The sequence below is a fragment of the Pantoea sp. B9002 genome, from assembly GCF_013385945.1.
In the GTDB taxonomy this organism is placed as follows: Bacteria; Pseudomonadota; Gammaproteobacteria; order Enterobacterales; family Enterobacteriaceae; genus Pantoea.
The window spans coordinates 1-14,975 of the sequence record NZ_JACAPA010000053.1 but is presented as its reverse complement, the minus strand read 5'-3'; the positions used below and the strand labels follow the sequence as shown (position 1 = coordinate 14,975).

The following is a 14,975-nucleotide window of genomic DNA, read 5'->3' as shown; positions in this document are numbered from 1 at the left end:
CACCATGCTAAGCGCATCGTCACTTTATGCAGCGATTGATTTAGGTTCTAACAGCTTTCATATGTTGGTGGTGCGCGAGGTGTCTGGCAGTATTCAGACCGTCGCGCGGATAAAGCGCAAAGTGCGTCTCGCGGCTGGCCTCGACAAAGCGAATCATCTCTCCGCCGAGGCGATGCAACGCGGCTGGCAGTGCCTGAAGTTGTTCTCTGAACAGCTGCAGGATATTCCTCCGGAACAAATCCGCGTGGTGGCAACCGCCACGCTGCGCCTTGCCGAAAATGCGCAGGATTTCCTCACAACGGCTGAACAGATTCTTGGCTGCGCGGTGAATGTCATCAGCGGCGAAGAGGAAGCACGCCTGATTTATCAGGGCGTAGCGCATACCACCGGCGGCTCCGATCAGCGTTTAGTGGTCGATATCGGCGGCGGCAGCACCGAACTGGTGACCGGCGAAGGTTCACATGCCACCACGCTGTTCAGCTTGTCGATGGGTTGCGTAACCTGGCTTGAACGCTACTTCAGCGATCGTCATCTGGCCAAAGAGAATTTTGAGCAGGCTGAACTGGCCGCGCGCGAGATGATCCGTCCGGTGGCCGCTGCGCTGCGCGAAAAAGGCTGGCAAATCTGTGTCGGGGCGTCGGGCACCGTACAGGCGTTGCAGGAAATTATGATGGCGCAGGGCATGGATGAGCGCATCACCCTGAGCAAACTGCAACAGCTGAAACAGCGCGCGATTCAGTGCGGCAAGCTGGAAGAGCTGGAAATTGAAGGATTGACGCTGGAGCGCGCCTTAGTGTTCCCGAGCGGTTTGTCGATTCTGATCGCTATCTTCCAGGAGCTGAGCATTGAAGGCATGACGCTGGCCGGCGGCGCACTGCGCGAAGGTTTAGTGTATGGCATGCTGCATCTGCCGGTTGATCGCGATATCCGCAGCCGCACATTGCAGAACGTGCAGCGTCGCTTTGCCATTGATATTGACCAGGCCGGTCGCGTGCGTCAGTTGGCGGAGAGTTTCTTCCGTCAGGTGAGCAGCAGCTGGAAGCTGGATAACCGATGTCGCGATCTGCTGCTTAGCGCCTGTTCCATCCACGAAATTGGCCTGAGCGTCGATTTCCGCCAGGCACCGCAGCACGCCGCTTATCTGATTCGCCATCTCGATCTTCCTGGCTTCACTCCCGCGCAGAAAAAAATGCTGGCTTGTCTGCTGCAGAACCAAAGCGGCAGCATTGATTTAGCCCTGCTGACCCAGCAAAACGCCGTGCCGCCGCGCATGGCGGAGCGTTTGAGCCGTTTACTACGCTTAGCGATTATTTTCTCGAGTCGTCGTCGCGATGACACCTTGCCTGCCGTGCGTTTACAGGCGGATGATGATGCGCTGCATTTGACGCTGCCGTCCGGTTGGCGCGAAGCACATCCGCTGCGTTCTGAGTTGCTGGAGCAAGAGAGTCATTATCAGTCGTACGTGCACTGGTTACTGACGATTTCCTGATTGGGAATTTGCCGGCTGTCCCCCATCCCGACCTTCCCCCGCAAGCGGGGGGAAGGAGATGCTGCCACATGCAACGCCAAACTCCCATATGGCAGCATCTTCCTCCCCCATTTATGGGGGAGGACCGAGGAGGGGGACAGCGAGCACTAACCGATAACTCAACCCTTCTTCGCATTCTCCAGCATCGCTCTCAACCCAGCGACGCGCGTCTGTCCGGTCTTCACGCGCTCTTCAGCGCTCACCACTTTTTTCTCGCGTTCCCACACCACATCGTCTTGCGGCAACTCCAGCAGGAAGCGACTCGGTTCCGGGCGCATCAGCTCGCCGTACTGGCGACGTTCACGGCACAGCGTAAAGGTCAGCTCTTTCTGCGCCCGGGTAATCCCCACGTAGGCCAAACGCCGCTCTTCCTCGATGTTATTCTCATCGATGCTGCTCTGGTGCGGCAATAAACCCTCTTCCATGCCGACCAGATAGACATACGGGAACTCCAGCCCTTTCGAGGCGTGCAACGTCATCAGCTGCACCTGATCGAGCTCTTCGTCACTCTCCCCGCGCTCCATCATGTCGCGCAGCGTAAAGCGCGTCACCACCTGTGCCAGCGTCATCGGTTCGTTCAGCTCATCCCCTTCCAGCATCTCGGTCATCCACTGGAACAGCAGGTTAACGTTCTTCATGCGCATCTCCGCCGCTTTCGGGCTGGGCGAGGTTTCAAACAGCCAGCTCTCGTAGTCGATGCCGCGAATCAGATCGCGCACCGCATTCACCGGCTCGCGTTCGGTCAGTTGGACGATTTCACTCAGCCAGTGCGTAAAGCGCTGCAGATGCTCCAGCCCGCGTCCGCTCAGCGTTTGCTCCAGTCCCATATCGAAGCTGGCGTTATACAGGCTTTTATTGCGCAGGTTGGCCCATTCGCCCAGCTTCTGCAGCGTTGCCGGACCAATCTCCCGGCGCGGCGTATTCACGATACGCAGAAACGCGCTGTCATCTTCCTGATTGGTCAGCACGCGCAGATAAGCCAGCAAATCTTTGATTTCCGGACGCGAGAAGAACGACGTGCCGCCCGAGATACGATACGGAATCCGGTTCTGCATCAACTGCTTCTCGAACACGCGCGACTGATGATTGCCGCGATAGAGAATGGCGTAATCTTTGTAGGCGGTTTTATTGATGAAGTGATGCGCGATCAGTTCGCCCGCCACGCGTTCCGCTTCGTGATCTTCGTTATTAGCGCTCAGCACCTTCAGCTCGCTGCCCTGCCCCAATTCTGAGAACAGACGCTTCTCAAACACGTGCGGATTATTGGCGATAAGGATGTTGGCCGATTTCAGGATGCGCTGCGTCGAGCGGTAATTCTGCTCCAGCTTCACCACTTCCAGCGCCGGGAAATCCTGTTGCAGCAGCACCAGGTTTTGCGGACGCGCGCCGCGCCACGAGTAAATCGACTGATCGTCATCGCCCACCACGGTAAAGCGCGCTCGCGCACCAACAAGTAGCTTCACCAGCTCATATTGGCTGGTGTTGGTGTCCTGATACTCATCCACCAGCAGATAGCGAATGCGCTGCTGCCAGCGTTCGCGCACTTCCTGATTGCGCTGCAGCAGCAGCGTGGGCAGCGCGATTAAGTCGTCGAAATCCAGCACGTTGCAGGATTTCAGGTGTTGGTCATACAGTTGATAACAGTGAGCAAAAATCTGATCGCGCTGCGATTGCGCCAAACCCGCTGCGCCCTGCGGATCGACCAGATCGTTCTTCCAGTTGGAGATGGTGGAAATCAGCTGCTGTAACAGCGTCTTGTCCTCTTCCAGCCACTGTTTGGTCAGGTCTTTGAGCAAGGCCAGCTGATCCTGATCGTCGAACAGCGAGAAGCTGGCTTTCATTCCCAGCGCTTTGTATTCGCGTTTGATGATCTCCAGTCCCAGCGTATGGAAGGTGGAAATCATCAGGCCGCGCGCCTCTTTACGCCCCAGAGTCTGCGCCACACGCTCTTTCATCTCGCGCGAGGCTTTATTGGTAAAGGTCACGGCGGCGATATGGCGCGCCTGATAGCCACATTCGCGGATCAGGTGGGCGATTTTGTTGGTGATCACGCGGGTTTTACCCGAGCCAGCACCGGCCAGCACCAGACAAGGACCGGTGACAAATTCGACAGCTCGTTGTTGGCCGGGGTTTAAACGCATAACGGAATTCGCTCAGTTGAATCAAAAGAAAGGAGGTTATAATGGCCGGATTATACACATTAGGACTTCATCATGGCGAAAACCGCGGCGGCTTTACATATCCTCGTGAAAGAGGAAGCGCAGGCCAAATCCCTGCTGGCGCAACTTGAAAAAGGTGCGAACTTCCAGCAGCTGGCAAAGAAACACTCAACCTGCCCATCCGGGCGCAACGGCGGTGATTTGGGTGAGTTCCGTAAAGGACAAATGGTACCGGCATTTGATAAGGCGGTCTTCACCTGTCCGCTGCTACAGCCTTACGGACCGGTGAAAACCGCCTTTGGTTACCACATCATTAAAGTGCTGTGGCGTAACTGATCACTTCTGATTTTTCATCTGCTGCAGCACGTTATTGCACTGATTGTCGTCGGTATCGCTAGGCGAAATCAGTGCAATCAACGCGGCAGCCGGAGCAACCACCGCACCGAGCGCCACCGCTGCGGCACCGCGCGCAATCAGCGGCCCGGCTTTCACTCCGGCATCCGGATTTTTAAAGGTGCCGCGCACATACAGCGGCGAACGCAGCGTAATAATGCGAATCCCTTTACTCTCCGGATTGATCGACAAGTCCAGGCGCTCGTTCGCGAAGTTGACGTTGCCCGTCACGTTGATTACCGCATTCTCGGTATCCAGCAGGAACAGTTTTGGCGTCGCTAAGCCCTGACGAATATTCAGATCGGTTGCCGCGCAGTTAATCTTCACTTCGTCATCGCCGAACAGTTTGCCGACCACATAGTTACCGACGTTCAGTCCGGCAATCTCCATCAGGCTGCGGCTGATCAGGCCATCATTCATCAATAGCTTCAGTTCGCCATTGCTGGTGCCGAGCAGATCCGCCACCGAATTGCCGGTGCCGCTCAGCGAGGCATCGCCGTTGAGCTGGCCCAAACTGTTCTGCATCGCTGTGACATCCGGGAACAGCTGACGTAGACGCAGCTTACGCGCGTGCAAATCGGCGCGTCCGCGCATCGGGCTGCGATCGCCCTCCAGATGAATGGTGGAGTTGATGCTACCGCCCGCCATACCAAAGCGCAGCGGATCGAGTAACAGATCGCCGTTTTTCAGTTGCAGATGGGTATAGAGATCGCTGAGCGGCAGCTTGCTACTGTGTTCGATGCGTTTGCCGCTGAACTTCACATCTGCATCCATCACGTCCCAGCTCTTGGTATCAAACTTGTCGTGCGGCAATACGCGATCGGCAGGCTGCGATGAGGCATCGCCGCGCTGCGCTTTGGCCTGCTGCGTTTTCTCGCTGCCTTTGCCGGAATTGACGCCAATCAGCGGCCCCAAATCTTCCATCCGCAATTGGTTCGAAGTCAGTTCACCGGTCAAGGTTGGACGCGGTTTGCCCTGACGATAGGTGAGCGAGCCGTGAATATCGCTGTCGCCGATGTGGCCGTTAAACTTCTCGTAGCGGAATAGCGGCCCTTTCTCCTCGTTGAAACGCGCAATCAAATGACCGTCGGTTTCGTACGGCGGCGTATCTGGCAGCAGCACGCCGGTCAGGCCATACAGATTGGCCAGCGTATCGCCCGCGAAGCGCAGACGCACATCGAGTCCGCCAAGATTGAGCGGATCCTGCAAGGTGCCGTCGATACGCACGCGCGTGGTGCCATTACGCACATCAGCCTGCAGCGGGAACGGCGTGGTTTTACTGCGCAGCGATAGCATGCCGCCAATTTTACCGTCGCCATCCAGCTTCTGATTGTTGTAAGTGCCGTTTGCCTGCCAGCCAAAGACAAAATCACCTGCACCTTTCTGCTGATCGTCGCCGCCCGCCACCTGCGCGTACGGCACCGGTTTGCCCAGCGGATTGATGGTTACCGTGACATCGGCTTTATTGACGGCGTCGCGATAGCGCACTTGTCCCTGATCGAACAGGATGTTGTCGAGGCGGAAGGACCAGGCAGAAGGCGCGGCGTTAGCATCGCTGTTCTGGCTGCTGGCAAGATCAAAGGTCCAGTTGTTCTTTTTGTCTGCGGTTTGCACCAGCCGCGCATCCGGCTTTTGCATCTTGATCCACGGCAGGTAAATCTGCTGATGCAGCAGCGCCAGCGGCGCTATCGTCGCTTCAACCCGCTGCAGATGCACCATGGTGACATCAGGAATGGATGGTGGATTACCGAGCATCACATCGTCGGCATGCACCTGCGGCCACGGCACCCAACTGCGCCAGCCAGGTTCTTCACGGTTGCGAACCCAGGCCACGCCGAGATCGCCGCGAATCGCGAAAGGTCGGTTCAGCTCGGCTGAAACTTTTTGATTAATCGTTGGTTTCAGACGGTTCCAGTCAAAGGTGGCGATGAGCACCACAATCACTACAACCAATAACAAAAAAATCCCGAACACCCAGCTCAGGATCTTTCGAGTACGTGACATATTGCTTCCTCCTTGCCCTTCCACGTCTGACTAAGGATAGTCGAGACGCCGCGGAACGGGATCAGGGAAGCTCAAGTGCCATACGTTCCAGCTCGCTGAACGGCACCGGACGCGAGAAGAAGTAGCCCTGCGCCGCCATCGCGGGCGAGCTGCGCACCTGTTGCCACTCCTCTTCGGTTTCCACGCCTTCGACGATGACGCCGTTACAATAACGGTTAATCAACGCCAGCAGCATGGAGAACATCGAGCGGCCTTCATCGCTGGCGCGCAGCAGCATAAACAGCTCGCGCGAGAGTTTGATGTAGTCGTAACGCAACTCGGTCAGCGCGGAGAAGTTCGCCATGCCAGAGCCAAAATCATCCAGCCACAGCGGCCCGAGTTCCGGCATCTTCGCCACCATCTCTTCCTGCGGCAGCGCATGATGTTCCGTCAGTTCGAAGCGCACCCACGGCAGCTGCGCGATCAGCGTGCGAATCGACTCATGCTTCTCAATCTCCATCAGCGTTGGGCCGTCGATATTGACCGACGCCACCAGCTGACGCTGATTGAAAAACTGTGACCATTTTATCAGCAGCTCGAGCTGTTCCTGGACGACACCGAGCCGCTGCGCGATAGTCAGTGCTTCAAAATAGTCTTCGGGCGACAGCCTTTTTTCTGGCGCCGAGGGATGGGTCACCGCCGTCAGTAATTCAATAGCCAGCATGCGGCCTGAGACCTGGTAAATCGGCTGGAAAGTATAGAATCGTTGGCACTGCTGCCAGAAGAGACGCGTTTCCTGTTGTTGCTCCAGTTCATTTGAAACAGGCAGCCGATGACTCAAATTCTTCATCACCATGGTTTTTTCCTGGTTGGTGTTGAGTGCCTGCAAATAGCATCTCAGCGGCAAGTATCGGCGATCGCCGGGATAACTTTATCAATCTCGTTAGTCCCATGAATAGTTGAGTGTAACAGCGTGCTTCGCACTTAATCGGCAAAACAAAACGCGCTTTGGCCGTTAAATCGCCGTAGCGCAGGCGGTTTGCTGCCTTAAGTTAAATCAAAACATCGTTTTAAAAACCATTGACGACTGCCATACCAGACGCGAGACTAAGGCAGAATTCACTATAGGCCGAAGACCATGACGCAGAAGAAAATCGCCATTATTGGCGAATGCATGATTGAGCTGTCCGAGAAAGGTGAGAACATCAAACGCGGTTTTGGCGGCGATACGCTGAACACGGCGGTGTATCTGGCGCGTCAGTCAGATAACCAGAAGCTGCGTGTCGATTATGTCACCGCACTCGGCACCGACAGTTTCAGTGACCAGATGATCGCCGCCTGGCAGCAGGAAAAGGTCGAAACCGCGCTGATTCAGCGCCTCGACAATAAAATGCCAGGTTTGTACTTCATCGAAACCGACGAACACGGCGAGCGTACCTTCTGGTACTGGCGCAACGACGCGGCCGCCCGTTTCTGGCTGGATAGCGCGCAAGCGGACGCGATTTGCCAGCAGCTGGCGCACTACGATTATCTCTATTTGAGCGGCATCAGCCTGGCGATTCTGCCCGCGGCCAGTCGCGAGAAACTGATGACGCTGCTCAGCGCCTGTCGCCAGAACGGCGGCAAGGTGATTTTCGATAACAACTATCGTCCGCGCTTGTGGGCCGATAAAGCCAGCGCCCAGCAGGCATATGCCGAGATGTTGCGCCATACCGACATGGCATTCCTGACGCTCGACGATGAAGATTTGCTGTGGGGCGAGCAGCCGCTGGATGCGGTGATTGCCCGCACACGCGCTGCGGGCGTGCAGGAGATTGCCATCAAACGCGGTGCGGATTCCTGTCTGGTGGCGGTTGGCGATGAGCCGCTGCGCGAAGTCGCCGCCATCAAACTGGCGAAAGAGAAAGTGATCGATACCACCGCGGCTGGCGACTCCTTCAGCGCCGGTTATCTGGCGGTGCGTTTAGCCGGCGGCAGCGCCGAAGATGCCGCCGCACGCGGTCATCTCACCGCCAGCACGGTGATCCAGCATCGCGGGGCGATTATCCCACTCAGCGCGATGCCGAAATGACATAACAACCTGCACCAACCGTAGCGGCGCAATTTATTGCGCGATGAATCGCGCCGCTACAAATCTCTGCTCCATTCATTACCCGTGCTAACAAACCCGCCCGCACAGTTTGCCTTAACGCAGCATTTTCCCCTGCCAATTTCCGCTAACGACCTGACTCATCCACTTCTGTAACAAAACCCGTAGCACGGCTTCAATCACGCTAATCAGATCGATTTAAATTCAATGTGTTATGGCACGAAATCTGGCCGCCAGGCATAGTCCGAAACTGGCGAAATCGGCGGTTTTCGGCTGGACGCCAGCAGCAAAAGAGACCATGTTTTAATCAATAACAGCAGGACGCTGTTACTCCGGCCGCGAAAAAAATAACGACAACATGACTCGCTCAGGACTGACTTATGCACACAGAAATCATCAATATCTGGCCACACGGTGATGCGCCAGGCGCGAGCGATTCGCGCGCTCAGCCGCAGATCGTCGATCTCGCCAAAGAGTACGAACCTTATGACCGCGCCGCCACCGGCGTGCGCTGCCCGGAGATTGCCATCTGGCATCCGGAAACCTCGAACGGCATCACGCTGCTGGTGGCGCCGGGCGGCGGTTATCAGCGGGTATTGATCGACCGCGAAGGCAGCGCGCTTGCCACCTTCTTCACGTCAATGGGCTACACGCTGGCGGTGATGACGTATCGCCTGCCGTATGACGGTCACCATGAAGGTCCAGACGCGCCGCTGGCCGATGCGCAGCGTGCGGTGCGCGTGCTGCGTGAACGTGCGCAGCGCGGGTTGAACGGCAAATATATCGTGATGATGGGCTTCTCAGCGGGCGGACACGTTGCCGCCAGCCTCGGCACCCGCTTTGGCGAGAAACTTTATCCAGTGCAGGATCAGGCCGACAGCTTCACACCGCGCCCGGATGCGATGGTGCTGCTTTATCCGGTGATCAGCATGCGTGAAGGTCTGGCGCATGAAGGTGCCCGCACCCGCTTGCTCGGCGCATGGCCGGATCAAAAGATGATTGAGGCGTATTCGCTGGAGACGCGCGTGCACGCACAAACGCCACCGACGCTGCTGATTCACGCCTCCGATGATGAATCGGTGTCAGTGAACAACAGCATGGTGTTCTTCAGCGCGCTGCGTGAGCACAAAGTGCCGGTGGAGATTCACTTCTACCAGAAAGGCGGCCACGGATTTGGTATCCGTGGCATAGCGGACCTTCCACTCGCCAGCTGGCCGATGCTAGTAACAGAGTGGCTACGCGCTAAGACGTAGTATTTAGGTTGATGGCGCGGTCTGTTCCGCCGCGCCTGCGCTGTTATCCGGTTTGACTTCTTCCGGGCTAACGGGCACCGCTGGCGGTTCTGGTAGCTTCATCACTTTATCCCAGCCTTCCTGCAGCATCTTCACGTTGGTCTCGGCTTCACCCTGCGGCTGAATCAGCACCATGGTAAGCTCCTGCGACAGTTGCTGGCGCAGTTCCTGATTGAGCTGGTCACGCGTCATCTCACTGAGAAAGGTTTGGCGCAGCTTCTGATACTGCTCAGGCGCAATGTCCACCACCGCATTCTGCTGCGAGCGCAGACGCTGGCCCATCAGAATATCGGTGTCGGTGCGGGCGTAAGTGGCAAACAGCTTGTTGAGCTCCAGCAGCTTCTGCGCCATCAGCGCATCAAACTCCTCCTGCGGTAACCCTTTGTCGCGCACTGCCGCCAACTCTTTCGCCACCTGATTCATATTCTGCGGCAAAGAGGCATTCGGGCTGTCCATGTTGATCGAGCACTGCGCGCGCTGATAGAGCACACGGCAATCGAAGCCAACCTGCACGCTTTGCGCTTTGCTGTCAGCCAGCGCGCGCTGCACATGCCAGAACAGCGCTTCACGCGCCAAATCGCTCTGCCAGTAGCGCTGCAAATTCTGCGAATCGCGAATCGGCTGCCATGCGGTGTCCCACACCAGCGACAGGCGATCCTGATTCATACCGCCATTCACCAGATTCACCGGCTGATGTGGCAGCGGTGACAGCGTCGGTAGCGCGGCAGGTGCTACACGCTTGCCTTTCAGCGGCGCGAAGGCTTTGTTGATCTGCTCCGCCATGCTGCGGCTATCGACATTCCCCACCACATACAGCGTCATGCCATCGGGCGTGTACCACTGCTGATAGAAGCTGTTGAGCTGCGCGATATCCACCGGCGCGCGCGGTTGCTCGCCGGGATCGTGCGCCAGCATCGCCGAGCCTTTCAGGCGATAGCGCCACCACACATCCTGCGTATTGGCAGGCCAGGTGGCAATCGGATCGGTCGCCATTAACGCGGTAGAAACCACCTGCTCATTAATCGTCATTTTCCCGGCGGTCGCCGCCAGCCAGCTGAGCGCCTCTTTCAGCAGATCAGGGCGGTTATTCGGCAAGCTCAGGTTGTATTGGGTGTAATCGTACGACGAGATGGCGGGCGGCAGCGGACGTTGCGGATCCATGGCTTGCTGCCACAGCGCACGTTGCTGATTGGTGTCCAGCGTGGCGTTATGCACCATCGCTAAACGCGGTAAAAGATGGCTATAGCCGGTTTGTTGCGCACTCTCCACCAGCGAACCGGTGTTAACAATCAGGCGCAGCTCAATACGATCGCTTGGACGTTGTGGTGTGGTTAGCAGCTGCCAGCTAAAACCATTGTCCAGTTTGCCTTCCTGCCAGGCGGGATCGGGTTGGAGCGTCTCGGCGTGCACGCCAAAACCGGACGCTGCCAGTAGCAATCCGCCAACCAAAAGCCGAATTCTGGTGCCCTGCATGTGAACCCCTACTCAAACAGATCAACGCTCGTTAGCGCGGCATGTTCGGCCACATCTGGGGTGACCGGTGCGGCATTGTGCCGCCACGTTTATTTAATAACAGACTCTTTGACCACGAGAAGGTCAGGATGTCGCGCAACGAGGCAAAAAATCGGGAAAAAAATCAATGGGGTTTATTATGCAAATGCCCGCTGTCAGGGCAAGCGACAGCGGGCATTTCTCGGCAAATTAACGCAAATAGCAGGTTATGCGGCGGTTTCTGGTGCGTTATTCACCTTTTTCCCTGCAGAAAGCGTCGCATTCAGTTGTTTCTCATCCAGCTGACCGACCCACTTCGCCACCACGATGGTCGCCACGCCGTTACCCACCAGATTGGTCAGCGCACGCGCTTCGGACATAAAGCGGTCAATACCGAGAATCAGCGCCAGACCAGCAACCGGTAAATGTCCCACCGCTGACAAGGTCGCCGCCAGCACGATAAAGCCACTGCCAGTCACACCCGCTGCGCCTTTTGAAGAGAGCAGCAGCACCACTAACAGCGTGATTTGGTGGAACACATCCATATGCGCGTTGGTCGCCTGGGCGATAAACACCGCCGCCATGGTGAGGTAAATCGAGGTGCCATCCAGGTTAAAGGAGTAACCGGTTGGAATCACCAGCCCCACCACCGATTTCTTACAGCCCAGCTTCTCCATCTTATCCAGCATGCGCGGCAGCGCAGATTCGGAAGATGACGTGCCCAGCACAATCAGCAGCTCTTCTTTGATGTAGGCGACAAATTTAAAGATGTTGAAGCCGGCGAAGCGTGCAATCAGCCCCAACACCACCACCACGAACAGCACACAGGTGATATAGAAGCAGATGATCAGCTGGCCCAGCTGCACCAGCGAGCCGACGCCATATTTACCGATGGTAAAGGCCATCGCCCCGAAGGCACCGATTGGCGCGAGACGCATAATCATGTTGATCACGCCGAAGATCACTTTCGAGAAGCTCTCAATGACGTTGAACATCACGGCACCGGCGCTTCCCAGGCGATGCAGGGCGAAGCCGAACAGAATGGCGAACAGCAGCACTTGCAGAATGTTGCCGCTGGCGAAGGCACCAATGACGCTATTCGGGATCACATCCAGCAGGAAGGCGACCACACCTTGCTGCTCCGCTTGCTGCGCGTAAACCGCGACCGCTTTGGCATCCAGCGTGGCCGGATCAACGTTCATGCCCGCGCCAGGCTGCACCACGTTAACCACCACTAAACCGATGATCAGCGCGATGGTGCTGACCACTTCAAAGTACAGCAGCGCCACTGCGCCCGTACGTCCAACGGCTTTCATGCTCTCCATGCCGGCAATACCGGTCACCACCGTACAGAAAATCACGGGGGCGATGATCATCTTGATCAACTTAACGAAACCATCGCCAAGCGGCTTCATTTGCGCGCCTAACTCAGGATAGAAGTGGCCCAACAGGACGCCGATGCCGATGGCAACCAGTACCTGAAAATAGAGGCTTTTTAAGATTTTCATAACAGGTGTCCAGTAAGACGGTTCGCACCGCCATTGTTGTGGAGAACGCATGCGGCAAGCCGCCAGAAGCGTAAAACCTTACCGATGGCGAGGAAAATAACACCCTGTTAACAAGATTAATATCCCCTACTATTCCTTACAAAAGTTACAAAACTCTAACTATGAACTGAAACGCTTCAGCACAGCGCTTCGCTGCAATTTTGTAAGGAAAATCAATAACCAAGGTGATTATTCAGGGAGTTGCGGGCTATTGAGCCAGCGTTGATTAAAGACGTGGAGCGGCAGCGCTTCAGCGTATAAGTAGCCTTGCCCTATAGTAATTCCGCGCGCCAGCAGCCAGTCGCGCTGCTCGGCGGTTTCCACACCTTCGGCGATGACGTCGAGGTGAATGATGTCGGCAATCGCCGCCACGATACGCACCATGGTGTCGTCATCCGGCAGCGCGGCGACGAAGCTGCGATCCATTTTCAGCTTATTCACCGGCAGCGCTTTGAATTGATGCAGATAGTTGAGGTTGGAGTAGCCCATACCGAAATCGTCGAGCGCGACCGCCACGCCAGTTTGCTGCAGTAAACGCAGCAGCGCAATCGCCTGCTCGGCATCGCCGATCTGCGCGGTTTCGGTGATTTCCAATACGAAGTTGCCCGGCGCAATGCGATGGCGCTCCAGCAAGCCCTGTAAATGGCTGACCATGCTGGCATCACGCAGCTGCACCGCCGAGATATTGACGCTGAGCGGAATATTAATGCCCTGCTTCTGCCAGGCCGCCAGAATGCGGCAGGCTTCTTCAAACACCCAGCGGCCAATGGCCGAGATCACACCAATCTCTTCGGCGCTGGCAATAAACTCTTCCGATAATCCGTAGCTGCCATCCGGCATGCGCATGCGCAGCAGCGCTTCGGCACCGGCCAGCTCGCCGGTTTCCATATTGATTTGCGGCTGCAGATAGAGGGCAAACTGCTCGTCCTGCAGACCTTGCAAGATGTCATGTTCCTGCGTTAATCGCTTTTGCGCCCGCTCGGTGAGCGCCGGATCGAAGAACAGAATCTGGTTTTTCCCCTGATGACGCGCCGACATCATCGCCGAAGTGGCGCGATCGAGCTGTTCGCTGGCCGAGATGCTGCTCTCTTCGTGCAGCGCCAGGCCAATGCTGGCATTCGGGCGCAGCTGCAGCTGTTGCAGGTTCACCGGCTGATTGATGCGAATCATCAGGTTGCGCGCCAGACGCATGGCGCGGAACGGATTGTGCGCACGCTTCATCAGCAAGGCGAAGTCGCTGGGACCGGTTTGCGCCAGCAGTGAGTGATCGTCAACGGTGCTGCGGATCTTCTCTACCAGCGTCAGCATCAGCGTATCGCGCTGCTCATCGCTCAGTACGCCGTTGGCTTCCTGCAGCGTTTCAATGCGAATCACCATCAAACCCCACGCCTGGCGATTGTGGCGATGGCTCATGTGCTGTTCGAGCAGCGCAAGGAACAGCGCGCGATTGGGCAGATCCGTGACGGCAAAATGCGTGGTCATGCGGCTCATTTCGTCGTGAATCGACTCCAGCACCTGCTGATTGCGGTTGTAGCTGCGGATCAGCATGCCGATTTCATCATCGCGATGATTGTTCGGCAGCTTCATTTTGTGGGTCAGAATCGCCTGCGGCGGCAGCTCCTGCAAATCACGCGAAAGGTCGCGCAGCGGATGCACAATCAAGCGGTTGATACACCAGCTAATGGCGATCGAGAGAATCAGCGCCAGCAGCAGATAGGTGGTGATCATGGTGGATAAGGTACTGAGCAGGAACTGATAAACGCGCGAGGAATCAGCCTGCAGCACCAGATAGGCAATCGGCTTCGGCAAACCGGAACGCTCCACCGAATAGAGCGGCAGCGTGATTTGCACCGGCAGCTCAAACAGGCGCGCGACCCAGCGCGGCACCGGTTTTTCCGGCGCGAAATCGGCGTGCAGCGCCTGGAAGGCATTCGGCAACACCACATCGGCGCGCGATAAAATACCGGCCGGTTTCAGGGTATTAAGGATGCGTTCGGCTTGCGGAATATCGGCTTTGAGTACCGCTTCGGAGAGTGGCTGACGCACGGTGTGCGCCACATTTTCCATTTGCTGGGCGTAGTCAATCCTGCGCTGCTGCACAAAGTGAAAGAGCTGGATGACAATAAAGATGCAGATGGTCACCATCGCCACGGCGGAAACCGTCGCCATCTGCTTTATCGTTAGAGAACGACTGACGCGCAACAAAACTTCTCCAGGCCACCAAAAGGCGTGTAATGAGATGAAATTCGCAGCGAGTATATCCCAGGTCACGCGTTTTTTTCGCCGGGATAAAGGCGAAAAATAAGCAAGTTTGGTTATTTATGAAGTGATTCGGAATTATGCAGGTTTTGGCGGGAGTAAATGCAGGCCAGGTCGCCATAAATGGCGACCCTACAGGATTTATATCGTAGATACCGTCTTGCCAGTTACCTGGCAAGACATATTTCGGCATCGAACGGACGGCCTGATTTCAGCACACCATAAGCCCCCTGC

The 14,975-nt window shown here is 56.6% G+C and carries 11 protein-coding genes; 4 read left to right on the top strand and 7 right to left on the bottom strand.

Going from position 1 to position 14,975, the window contains the following annotated elements; genetic code table 11:
- Positions 1-4 precede the first annotated feature (4 nt).
- Positions 5-1,489 (top strand): exopolyphosphatase, encoded by a 1,485-nt coding sequence (gene ppx / locus HX773_RS22330; RefSeq protein ID WP_176973369.1) that lies wholly within the window; start codon positions 5-7, stop codon positions 1,487-1,489.
- 158 nt (positions 1,490-1,647) lie between these two features.
- Here the strand turns inward: ppx and rep are convergent, their stop codons facing one another.
- Entirely contained in the window at positions 1,648-3,669 is a 2,022-nt protein-coding gene (gene rep / locus HX773_RS22325) for a DNA helicase Rep (protein WP_137384900.1), read from the bottom strand.
- A 72-nt stretch (positions 3,670-3,741) separates the two neighbouring features.
- On the opposite strand from rep, the gene ppiC reads away from it, so the two are divergent.
- Complete coding sequence (gene ppiC / locus HX773_RS22320; protein ID WP_036621218.1) at positions 3,742-4,023, top strand: peptidylprolyl isomerase PpiC; 282 nt, start codon at positions 3,742-3,744, stop codon at positions 4,021-4,023.
- On the opposite strand, the gene HX773_RS22315 is transcribed toward ppiC, so the two are convergent.
- Positions 4,024-6,084: an AsmA family protein gene (locus HX773_RS22315; RefSeq protein ID WP_176973368.1), complete on the bottom strand. Its 2,061-nt coding sequence runs from the start codon at positions 6,082-6,084 to the stop codon at positions 4,024-4,026. It abuts the gene before it with no gap.
- Positions 6,085-6,145: 61 nt separating this feature from the next.
- The gene (gene pdeH, locus HX773_RS22310) at positions 6,146-6,919 is read right to left on the bottom strand and encodes a cyclic-guanylate-specific phosphodiesterase (RefSeq protein WP_176973367.1); all 774 of its coding nucleotides are present in this window, start codon (positions 6,917-6,919) and stop codon (positions 6,146-6,148) included.
- A 282-nt stretch (positions 6,920-7,201) separates the two neighbouring features.
- On the opposite strand from pdeH, the gene HX773_RS22305 reads away from it, so the two are divergent.
- The gene (locus HX773_RS22305; RefSeq protein ID WP_176973366.1) at positions 7,202-8,134 is read left to right on the top strand and encodes a sugar kinase; all 933 of its coding nucleotides are present in this window, start codon (positions 7,202-7,204) and stop codon (positions 8,132-8,134) included.
- 398 nt (positions 8,135-8,532) lie between these two features.
- The gene (locus HX773_RS22300) at positions 8,533-9,405 is read left to right on the top strand and encodes an alpha/beta hydrolase (protein WP_176973365.1); all 873 of its coding nucleotides are present in this window, start codon (positions 8,533-8,535) and stop codon (positions 9,403-9,405) included.
- 3 nt (positions 9,406-9,408) lie between these two features.
- Here HX773_RS22300 and HX773_RS22295 read toward each other — a convergent pair whose 3' ends face one another.
- The 4 genes from HX773_RS22295 to HX773_RS26035 all read right to left on the bottom strand — a co-directional run bounded on the left by HX773_RS22295 (position 9,409) and on the right by HX773_RS26035 (position 14,934).
- Entirely contained in the window at positions 9,409-10,917 is a 1,509-nt protein-coding gene (locus HX773_RS22295) for a pitrilysin family protein (RefSeq protein ID WP_176973364.1), read from the bottom strand.
- 245 nt (positions 10,918-11,162) lie between these two features.
- Positions 11,163-12,443, bottom strand: coding sequence for a dicarboxylate/amino acid:cation symporter (locus HX773_RS22290; RefSeq protein WP_176973363.1), 1,281 nt, complete (start codon positions 12,441-12,443; stop codon positions 11,163-11,165).
- A 228-nt stretch (positions 12,444-12,671) separates the two neighbouring features.
- Positions 12,672-14,651, bottom strand: coding sequence for a biofilm formation regulator HmsP (gene hmsP / locus HX773_RS22285; protein ID WP_255433301.1), 1,980 nt, complete (start codon positions 14,649-14,651; stop codon positions 12,672-12,674).
- Entirely contained in the window at positions 14,563-14,934 is a 372-nt protein-coding gene (locus tag HX773_RS26035) for a hypothetical protein (RefSeq protein ID WP_255433300.1), read from the bottom strand. The genes hmsP and HX773_RS26035 overlap by 89 nt, the downstream gene beginning before the upstream one ends.
- Between the last annotated feature and the right edge of the window lie 41 nt (positions 14,935-14,975).

Bases quoted from the DNA above. Each gene is read 5' to 3' on its own strand.
- ppx (WP_176973369.1), top strand. From the start codon at position 5: ATGCTAAGCGCATCGTCACTTTATGCAGCGATTGATTTAGGTTCTAAC.
- rep (WP_137384900.1), bottom strand. From the start codon at position 3,669: ATGCGTTTAAACCCCGGCCAACAACGAGCTGTCGAATTTGTCACCGGT.
- ppiC (WP_036621218.1), top strand. From the start codon at position 3,742: ATGGCGAAAACCGCGGCGGCTTTACATATCCTCGTGAAAGAGGAAGCG.
- HX773_RS22315 (WP_176973368.1), bottom strand. From the start codon at position 6,084: ATGTCACGTACTCGAAAGATCCTGAGCTGGGTGTTCGGGATTTTTTTG.
- pdeH (WP_176973367.1), bottom strand. From the start codon at position 6,919: ATGGTGATGAAGAATTTGAGTCATCGGCTGCCTGTTTCAAATGAACTG.
- HX773_RS22305 (WP_176973366.1), top strand. From the start codon at position 7,202: ATGACGCAGAAGAAAATCGCCATTATTGGCGAATGCATGATTGAGCTG.
- HX773_RS22300 (WP_176973365.1), top strand. From the start codon at position 8,533: ATGCACACAGAAATCATCAATATCTGGCCACACGGTGATGCGCCAGGC.
- HX773_RS22295 (WP_176973364.1), bottom strand. From the start codon at position 10,917: ATGCAGGGCACCAGAATTCGGCTTTTGGTTGGCGGATTGCTACTGGCA.
- HX773_RS22290 (WP_176973363.1), bottom strand. From the start codon at position 12,443: ATGAAAATCTTAAAAAGCCTCTATTTTCAGGTACTGGTTGCCATCGGC.
- hmsP (WP_255433301.1), bottom strand. From the start codon at position 14,651: ATGGCGACGGTTTCCGCCGTGGCGATGGTGACCATCTGCATCTTTATT.
- HX773_RS26035 (WP_255433300.1), bottom strand. From the start codon at position 14,934: ATGCCGAAATATGTCTTGCCAGGTAACTGGCAAGACGGTATCTACGAT.